Annotated in this window: 11 protein-coding genes; 7 read left to right on the top strand and 4 right to left on the bottom strand. The window is 65.6% G+C overall.

Annotation, left to right across the window (positions count from 1 at the left end; translation table 11 throughout):
• Positions 1 to 275 (top strand): dienelactone hydrolase family protein (locus PGX04_RS22770; RefSeq protein ID WP_465263835.1); only part of this gene is annotated, 275 nt, incomplete at its 5' end.
• Between the two features lie 299 nt (positions 276 to 574).
• On the opposite strand, the gene PGX04_RS22765 is transcribed toward PGX04_RS22770, so the two are convergent.
• Positions 575 to 1204 (bottom strand): alpha/beta hydrolase, encoded by a 630-nt coding sequence (locus PGX04_RS22765; protein WP_273740601.1) that lies wholly within the window; start codon positions 1202 to 1204, stop codon positions 575 to 577.
• Positions 1205 to 1291: 87 nt separating this feature from the next.
• Positions 1292 to 1432, bottom strand: a complete 141-nt coding sequence (locus tag PGX04_RS22760) for a hypothetical protein (protein WP_273740600.1) — start codon at positions 1430 to 1432, stop codon at positions 1292 to 1294.
• Between the two features lie 76 nt (positions 1433 to 1508).
• Here PGX04_RS22760 and PGX04_RS22755 point away from each other — a divergent pair, with 76 nt between their 5' ends.
• Both PGX04_RS22755 and PGX04_RS22750 read left to right on the top strand, forming a co-directional pair.
• Positions 1509 to 2387, top strand: coding sequence for a PspA/IM30 family protein (locus PGX04_RS22755; protein ID WP_273740598.1), 879 nt, complete (start codon positions 1509 to 1511; stop codon positions 2385 to 2387).
• A gap of 152 nt (positions 2388 to 2539) precedes the next feature.
• Positions 2540 to 2887 (top strand): helix-turn-helix domain-containing protein, encoded by a 348-nt coding sequence (locus tag PGX04_RS22750; RefSeq protein WP_273740596.1) that lies wholly within the window; start codon positions 2540 to 2542, stop codon positions 2885 to 2887.
• Between the two features lie 77 nt (positions 2888 to 2964).
• Here PGX04_RS22750 and PGX04_RS22745 read toward each other — a convergent pair whose 3' ends face one another.
• Positions 2965 to 3477 carry an FxLYD domain-containing protein gene (locus tag PGX04_RS22745; protein WP_273740595.1) on the bottom strand — a complete coding sequence of 171 codons (513 nt, stop codon included), beginning with the start codon at positions 3475 to 3477 and terminating at the stop codon, positions 2965 to 2967.
• Positions 3478 to 3705: 228 nt separating this feature from the next.
• Here PGX04_RS22745 and PGX04_RS22740 point away from each other — a divergent pair, with 228 nt between their 5' ends.
• The 4 genes from PGX04_RS22740 (at position 3706) to PGX04_RS22725 (ending at position 6709) form a co-directional block, all read left to right on the top strand.
• Complete coding sequence (locus tag PGX04_RS22740) at positions 3706 to 4758, top strand: DUF7972 family membrane protein (RefSeq protein ID WP_273740594.1); 1053 nt, start codon at positions 3706 to 3708, stop codon at positions 4756 to 4758.
• 183 nt (positions 4759 to 4941) lie between these two features.
• On the top strand, positions 4942 to 5985 hold the full coding sequence (locus tag PGX04_RS22735; RefSeq protein WP_273740593.1) for a DUF7972 family membrane protein: 1044 nt from the start codon (positions 4942 to 4944) through the stop codon (positions 5983 to 5985).
• Between the two features lie 75 nt (positions 5986 to 6060).
• Positions 6061 to 6195, top strand: a complete 135-nt coding sequence (locus PGX04_RS22730) for a DUF7577 domain-containing protein (protein ID WP_273740592.1) — start codon at positions 6061 to 6063, stop codon at positions 6193 to 6195.
• A gap of 67 nt (positions 6196 to 6262) precedes the next feature.
• Positions 6263 to 6709, top strand: a complete 447-nt coding sequence (locus PGX04_RS22725; protein WP_273740591.1) for an ATP-binding protein — start codon at positions 6263 to 6265, stop codon at positions 6707 to 6709.
• A gap of 74 nt (positions 6710 to 6783) precedes the next feature.
• Here the strand turns inward: PGX04_RS22725 and PGX04_RS22720 are convergent.
• Positions 6784 to 7564 (bottom strand): hypothetical protein (locus tag PGX04_RS22720; RefSeq protein ID WP_273740590.1); only part of this gene is annotated, 781 nt, incomplete at its 5' end.

The raw sequence follows: 7564 nt of genomic DNA, 5'->3' as shown, positions 1-7564 counted from the left end.
CCCGTCCGGAGACGACGATCGATGCAGTGGTCTCGCGCGGCGGCCGGGTCGACATGGCGGCCGACGTCGTCGACGACGTGACCGCACCGACCCTGCTCGTCGTCGGCGGCGAGGACGAATCCGTCCGCAAGTTGAATCGAGAGATCTACGAGGGCCTCGCCGTCGAACGTGACCTCCGGATCGTCGAGGGCGCGGGCCACCTCTTCGAGGGGGAGGGAGAACTCGAGGCGGTCGCCGACCACGCCGCGTCGTGGTTTACCGACCACCTCGAGTGAGGCATTGCGGACAGGACTTTACCGCCGGGACGGAATGAGCGAGCGATGGCCACCGAGGAGACGTTTCCGGAGCAACAGCGGCTCGAGGGGTCAGTTCCTGGAGATCGGTCCACGTATCGGCCCGCTGGACCGGCTGTGCGCGGTCAGCAGTCATCGGTGCGCACGGCCGCGGCACCCTCGTTCGTGTGTCGGTCGCATTTCGGCGGCCCTACTCGGGGCGTTCGGAAAACGGTTCCCGCGCTCGAGCGCGAATGACCGGCGTTCGAGATCGTCTCCCGTGCTGATCGGTCGGAACGCTCTCAAGCCGACTCGAGTAGCGTCCGTCCGAAGAACTCACTGACGCTGCTCGCGATCTCGTCCGCGTTGCCGAGGAAGAAGTGATCGGCCGCCAGCGCGGTCACGTCGTCGCCGCGGTCCCGTGCCCGTTCGACGATCGGTTCCCAGTCGACGGTCGTGTCCCGCTCACCGTAGCAAACATGGACAGGGGCCTCGAGGGTCTTCAGTGCCTCGAGCGCGTCGAGGCCGTCGCCGAGTTGCGCCGTCGGTGCGAGGACGGCGACGGCGTCGGGATCGGGATCGACGTCGGCCGATGCGAGTAGCGCCAGCGACGCGCCGAAACTGTAGCCGAAGACGCCCACGGGAATGTCGTCACCATCCATGCCGTCAGCCCACTCGCGGGCCCAGCGGACGGCGTTGCGAACGTCTTCCCGCTCGCCGCTCCCCTCGTTCCACGCGCCGTAATCGAAACGCAGGCAGGCGATTCCGACCGTGACCAGCGCGTCGCTGACCGCGACCAGCCGCGAATCGCTGCGCGAGCCGCCGTGTTGTGGATGTGGCGGACAGGCGACGACGATCGCCAGCGGTTCGTCGGCCGGTTCCGAGAGCGTCCCGCGAACGTCGCGACCGCCGGGGACCAGGACGTCGGTCATGGACGGTCGTTGTGACCGATCGGTAATCAAGCCTCGTCCGGGACAGTCACTCCAGTGGTAACTCGAGGCGGTCGGAACGCGCTCCGATCAGGAGGGACGCGTGCCGATGCGGTCGCGGAACGTCTGGCGCATGCGACGTCTATCGTACTCGCCGAGCGCGACGTGAGCAGCCAGCGCCTCGAGGTCTCTCGGAGACGAGACCGGATCGGGACGGCGTCGGGTTCTCACTACGGGGTTCGTTCCGTTCGTCGCGGACTGTTACCGAAGTGATGTTTTTAAGGCCGGGGAACGATACGTTGCGAGTATGGGCATCCTCTCTCGGACTTCCTACGTCATCCGGTCGAAGCTCAACTCGGTGCTCAACCGGGCGGAGGATCCGACCGAAACGCTCGACTACTCCTACGAGCAGATGCGCGACCAGCTCCAGCAGGTCAAACGGGGCATCGCCGATCTGACCACGCAGAAAAAGCGCCTCGAGATGCAAAAGCGCCGCCTCGAGGAAAACGTCGAGAAACACAACGGGCAGGCCAGAACGGCGGTCCAGCAGGGTCGGGAGGACCTGGCGCGACAGGCCCTCGAGAAGAAGAAGACGAAGATGAACCAGATCGAGGACCTGGAGCGCCAGATCTCGGACCTGCAGAACCAGCAGGACCGGCTGATCGAACAGAAAGACGAACTCCAGAGCCGCATCGAGGAGTTCCGGACCAAGAAGGAGACGATGAAGGCCCGCCACGAGGCCGCCAAGGCGAGTTCCCAGGTCTCGGAGGCGATGACGGCCACCGGCGAGGAGTTCGAGGACGTCGGCCGCGCTATCGAGCGCGCCGAGGAGCAGACCGAGGACATGGAGGCCCGCGCCGCCGCGATGGACGAACTCCACGAGTCCGGCGCGTTCGAGGACGTGCTCTCCGACAAGGACACCATCGACCGCGAACTTGAGCAGCTCTCGACCGACAGCGGCGTCGAAGCCGAACTCGAGACGCTCAAATCCGAGGTCGGGGCAGGCGAATCCGAAGCCGCCGGCGAGACCGACGCGGCGGTCGAATCAGAGGTCGAGTCTGATTCCGCGGCCGACTCCGATGCCGAAAGCGAGGTCGACGAGGAGGAACTCACGGAACTCGAGAGCGAGGATCAGGAAGAAGTCGAGGCCGAACTCGCGGAGTTACAGGACGAAGAGAACGCCTGAACGAGAGTCGGTGACGATGTCGGGCCGCGGGAGGGCCGAGACGTCGATCTGTCGGACAGCGGGGCGTATACGCGTTCCTGACGAGGAATTGCGATTCTGTCTCTCTGGGAGGGAGAGAAACGGTTACTATCGTTCATGATCAAGTGTGTACTATGAGCAACGAGTCGCCGTTCGAATCCGTCTCGCTGACCAATCAGGCGATCCTGCTCGCGGTCACCGAACTCGCCAGCGAGGACGAGACGCCGGTCCAGACGCACGACCTGCGGCGGCACTGCCAGCGGCACCTCCCCGAGGTCGACACGGAGGTCGTCGGGACGATCACCGAGGTAAACGTGATCCGGTCGCTGTATCAACTCGAGGACGAGGGTCTCGTCGACGAAGTCAGCCCGGCGGAAACGTCGCCGACGGGGAAGGGGCGGCCGGCGTACACGCTCGCCGTCAGCGCCGAAACGGTCTACGAGGAAGTCGCCGACGAACTACTGAACGGATCGCCCGACTGATTCCGGCTCGGTACCACCTCGTGGGGATAGCTCGTGGCCGTCCCGCTGTGGGCGACTCGAGGGCCGGCTCAGGGCCGTCAGGAGGGCGTTCCCAGAACGGTGATATCGTAGCTGGCGACGTCCGACGGCGTCTCGAGGACGATCACCTGAAACTCCCAGGTCGAGCCGCCGTTGAGGTCGCCGGTGCTGGCGAGATAGCGGCCGAGCATGGTCCCGGCGTCGTCGTAGACGCGCGTTCGTACTTCGACGGTCTGGATCCGATCGGTTCCCGTGTTTTCGACGGTTCCCTGAATCGTGGAGCCGAGATAGCCGCTCTCGACGACGAACTCGTGGCTGCGCAGCGAGATCGGGTCGAGCGGCGTCACCGAACTGCTGGGCTGCTGTTGGGCGAGCGACGCTGCCGTGGACATCTCGCTCGCCGACCGATTGGAGACGTTGCTCTCGTTGATCCCGCTAACGGTGCCGTCCTCGTAAGTTGGTTGGCCGCCGAGACCGCCGTCACCGCCGAGACAGCCCGCGGCAGCGGCCGCGATACCTGACCCCAGTGTCGCGAGTACTCGCCGCCGGCTCGTTGGCTCCGACCCGGTCATCGCCGCCGAGCGTTCGTCTGCGAGTTCGTTCCGTCACCGTGCATGTACCGGATCGACACCGCGGACGCATTTCAGTGTAGCCCTTGAAGGGCCGGTCCGCGCGACTCCATCCGTCGATAACGGGTCGTTCACGGCCACTGCTCTTCACGTGTCGAGCCGACAAAACGCGTACCGCTGGCGGTGTCTGCAACGACGGCTCTTATTGTCGGGTCGGTTGAACGTGTCGCTATGAGGTCCTCCGAGACCGACGAGACGCTCGAGTCCTATGGGGCCGATATCGGGGCGCAGTCGGGGTTCGTGACGCGGTTCCGCGAGTGGTTTCTGGTCGAGGGCAATCGGTTAACCGTCACCGCGACGGTTTTGATCGGTATCTTCGTTCTCCTCGTCGGGCTGTACGAACTCGGCGTTATCACCTTCGTCAACCCGAACTCCGTGACGCGCGTCGCCAGCGGGATGATCGCGGGCACGTTCTCGCTCGTGACGCTGGTCGTCTCGGTCAACCAGCTCATCCTCTCTCAGGAGTTCAGTGCGGTGGGCAAGGCCCGCGATCGACTCGACGGGGTCATGGAGTTTCGGCAGGCCGTCGCGGACGACGCGGCCGTTCCCGCGAGCCCGGCGTCGCCCACGCGGGTGCTCGAGTTGATCGTCGAATCGATCCATCACGACGCTACCGGGCTCGCCGACGCCGTCGCGACGCACGACGACGATGAGCTGCGCGAAACGGTCGTTCGGTACACGAACGGCGTTCGGGAACGGACGGATCAAATCGAGGACCGAATAGAGAAATCCAGTTTCGACACGTTCTCGGCCGTTTCGGCGGCGATCACGTACGACGAGTCCTGGCATCTGTACGTCGGAACCCACCTGCGCGGCGAGTACGCGGACTCGCTGTCGCCGGCCGCGATGGCGCAACTCGACGACCTGATCGAGTCCCTGGAGCTGTTCCACGTGGCTCGAGAGCAGTTCAAGACGACCTACCTGCAACAGGAGCTCACTCGATTCTCGCAGCTCACGGTGTACTGCGGCGTGCCGTCGATTCTGTCGGCGATCCTCGTCGGTCTCCTCTACGCCGACGTGACCGGACCGAGCGTCAGCGCCGCCGTGCTGCCCTACGTCGTGAGCGTCCTGATTCTCATCGTGCTCTCGCCGCTCGCCCTGCTCGTCTCCTACATTCTCCGGACCGCGACCATCACGCGCCGAACCGCGTCGGTCGGCCCGATGGTTCCACAGAAGGATCCCGAGGAGGGGCCGTTCGACGTGAGCTACGGCGACGCCGAGTAAGCGCTGTTCGTCGAAACCGATCCAGTGAACGCATGCCGTGCTGGAGCGCGGTCGGCGTCACACGATGCTGCGGTGCGGGTAGCGTCACGCAATAGCGCGGTCGGCGTCGGGAACGCGCCGTCGGCTCGTCGTTTGCCGGTCGACACGCTTTTGCTCACACTCGTGGTCGGTTCTGGTCGCCGAATGGATACTCCGGATTCGGATACCGACGAGAGCGGCGGATCGGGCGAACAAGGACGGTTGAGCGGTCCCCGGCTGTATCTTCTGTTGCGCCTGAACCGCTGGCTGTTCACGGGAGTCGTCCTCGCCATCGTATACTGCGTCCTCGTCGCGGTCAGTCAGGTCGGTCTCACGCCGTTGCGCGTGATCGTCGCGTCCAGCAACGGCACCTTCTGGATCTTCTCGGCGTTCATCGGCGCGATCATCACCGGCACGTCCATCGTCGTCACGATCAATCAGCTGGTGCTCTCCCAGGAACTCGGCGCGGTCGGCGACCAGCGCGAGCGCATGGAGGAGGCGATGAGCTTCCGCCGGGACACCGAGGACAAGCTCGAGGAGGACGTGACGCCGCCGGAGCCCGCGGGGTTCCTCTACGAACTCGTCGACGGGATCGAGGACGAAGCGACCGACTTCGAGTCGGCGGTGGCGGGCGACACCGATCTCAGCGACGAACTCCAGGAGCGGATCCGCGACTACGCCGACGAGGTGACCGGCAACGCCCGGACGGTCAAGAGTAATCTCGAGGGCGCTCAGTTCGGTACGTTCGAGGTGATCTGGAACGCGCTCGACTTCAACTACTCGCGGAAGATCTACGACGCCCGCCAGATCCGGGCCGATCACGGCGAGGAGCTCTCGGACGAAGCCGACGAGGAGATCGACGAGATGATCACCGTACTCAAGCTCTTCGGCCCGGCCCGCGAGCACTTCAAGACGCTGTACTTCCAGTGGGAGCTGATCAACCTCTCGCGGGCGCTGCTGTACGTGGCGGTGCCGGCGCTGACGGTGATGGGGCTCATGCTGATGTACGTCGATGCCAACGCGCTCCCGGGGACGACGTTGGGGGTCGACAACCTCGTCTGGCTGACCAGCGCGGGCTTCGTCGTCGGCATCGCGCCCTTCGTCATCTTCATCACCTTCATCCTCCGGATCGCGACCGTCGCCAAGCGGACGCTCGCGATGGGGCCGTTCATCCTCCGGGAGTCCGCGCGCGACGATGATCTCGGGTAGGCCCTACGGCCCTCGCTGCGCACGCTTGCACACGGTAGCCCAGCGGCTATTCGTCCCCGGTTCCAACCGACGGATATGCCCACCTCGTCAGAGCCGACGGAGCGACAGCGGTGTTCGGTCTGCGGGACCGAAAACGATTCCTTCTACTCGTACTGCCGGCAGTGTCTCGCGAACCTCGAGGCCAGGACCACGGGTTCGTCGATCGTCTGAAGGGTCTCCTCGCGATCTCTCGTAGCGAATCCCACGACGGATATAGCCCCGGCCGCTACCGGCGTGCGTGATCGTCGTCATCTGCGGACCGCCGGGTGCCGGAAAGACCACCGTCGCGACCGGCGTCCGCCGCCGACTCGAGGAGCGGGATCGCCCTGTTCGGCTGTTCCACTCCGACGACTTCTCGAGTCGGACCTACGAGCGACTGGCCGAACGAGTCGACGAGGCTCCCGCGGACGCGATCACGCTCGCCGACGGCACGTTCTACCGCCGAGAGTGGCAGCGGGGGTTTCGGGCGCTCGGTGACGTTCGATTCGTCCTCGTGACCGCGAGTCTCGAGACCTGCCTCGAGCGCAATCGGGAGCGAGCGGACGCGATCGACGAACAGGGCGTCCACGTCGTCTTCCGGGAGTTCGAGGAACCCGACGCCGACCTCGAGATCGATACCGGCCGGTGCGGGCTCGACGAGACTGTCGATCGGGTGATAGCCGCGCTCGAGTCGTGGCTTCACTGACGGCTCCTCGTGGCCGAGTGCGCCACTGTCTGCGGGAGTCCGTTCGACGGATCGCTGCGGTTCTCGACCGAGGATCACGGCCCGAAATCGATGCCGAAGGGATCGGGCAGGGCGAACTCGTCGGGGGTTCGCTCGGGGAGGAGGCCGTTCGGAAGCGCGTCCCAGCCGAGTTCGTCCTCGCCGGGGACTGCGTCGGTGTCGAACTCGGGATCGGCGGCCGGCGACAGATCGCGGTTTTCCTGCGGGGGCGCGTCGTGTGCGTAGACGCTCTCGGGGTGGTCGACGGTCCAGACGTGGAGCATACAGGGCGTTCGACAGGGGAACTCGAGGTCGCCGTCCTCGAATTCGCGCTCGTAGGCCTGTTGGTAGTACCACCAGCCGAATCGCCCCGGGAGTCCGGTGTGGGCGTGCCACGGCGAACACCGATCCGCGGACTCGTCTGCGCCGTAGACCGCCGGCGGCTCGGTCGGCTTCCCGCCGCCCGTCGCGATGAACATGACGCCCATCGATCGCCACGATTCGTTGTCGACGAGGACCGATTCCGGCCGCTCCGGGTTCAGAACGTCGTCGTCGCCGATGAAATCCGGACTGAGCCAGTGCGACCAGCTGTCGTCCCCCGTCTCGAGCGTGTCGAAGTACGGCTTGAATCCCGCGTCGATCAACGCGTTCACGTCGGGAAACCGGGTCTCGAGACGCTCGGCGACCCCCGACCGGAGTTCGGTCGTCGCCGGATGGTCGTCGGCACACCCCTCCGTACTCGTCCCTTCGCAGTGGGTCATTCCGGGCTCGAGGGTCGCGTCCGGGCATCCCCGATCGAACCGCGGTGCGACCGCTGGCTCGCCGCCGTCCCCACCG

The organism is Natrinema soli, from assembly GCF_028618695.1.
Note: the sequence above shows the minus strand (reverse complement) of the source record. Positions and strands in the feature narration are given on the sequence as shown.

What these genes read in the sequence shown, in the direction of transcription:
- PGX04_RS22765 (WP_273740601.1), bottom strand. Translation starts at nt 1,204, where the DNA reads ATGACCGACGTCCTGGTCCCCGGCGGTCGCGACGTTCGCGGGACGCTC.
- PGX04_RS22755 (WP_273740598.1), top strand. Translation starts at nt 1,509, where the DNA reads ATGGGCATCCTCTCTCGGACTTCCTACGTCATCCGGTCGAAGCTCAAC.
- PGX04_RS22750 (WP_273740596.1), top strand. Translation starts at nt 2,540, where the DNA reads ATGAGCAACGAGTCGCCGTTCGAATCCGTCTCGCTGACCAATCAGGCG.
- PGX04_RS22745 (WP_273740595.1), bottom strand. Translation starts at nt 3,477, where the DNA reads ATGACCGGGTCGGAGCCAACGAGCCGGCGGCGAGTACTCGCGACACTG.
- PGX04_RS22740 (WP_273740594.1), top strand. Translation starts at nt 3,706, where the DNA reads ATGAGGTCCTCCGAGACCGACGAGACGCTCGAGTCCTATGGGGCCGAT.
- PGX04_RS22735 (WP_273740593.1), top strand. Translation starts at nt 4,942, where the DNA reads ATGGATACTCCGGATTCGGATACCGACGAGAGCGGCGGATCGGGCGAA.
- PGX04_RS22730 (WP_273740592.1), top strand. Translation starts at nt 6,061, where the DNA reads ATGCCCACCTCGTCAGAGCCGACGGAGCGACAGCGGTGTTCGGTCTGC.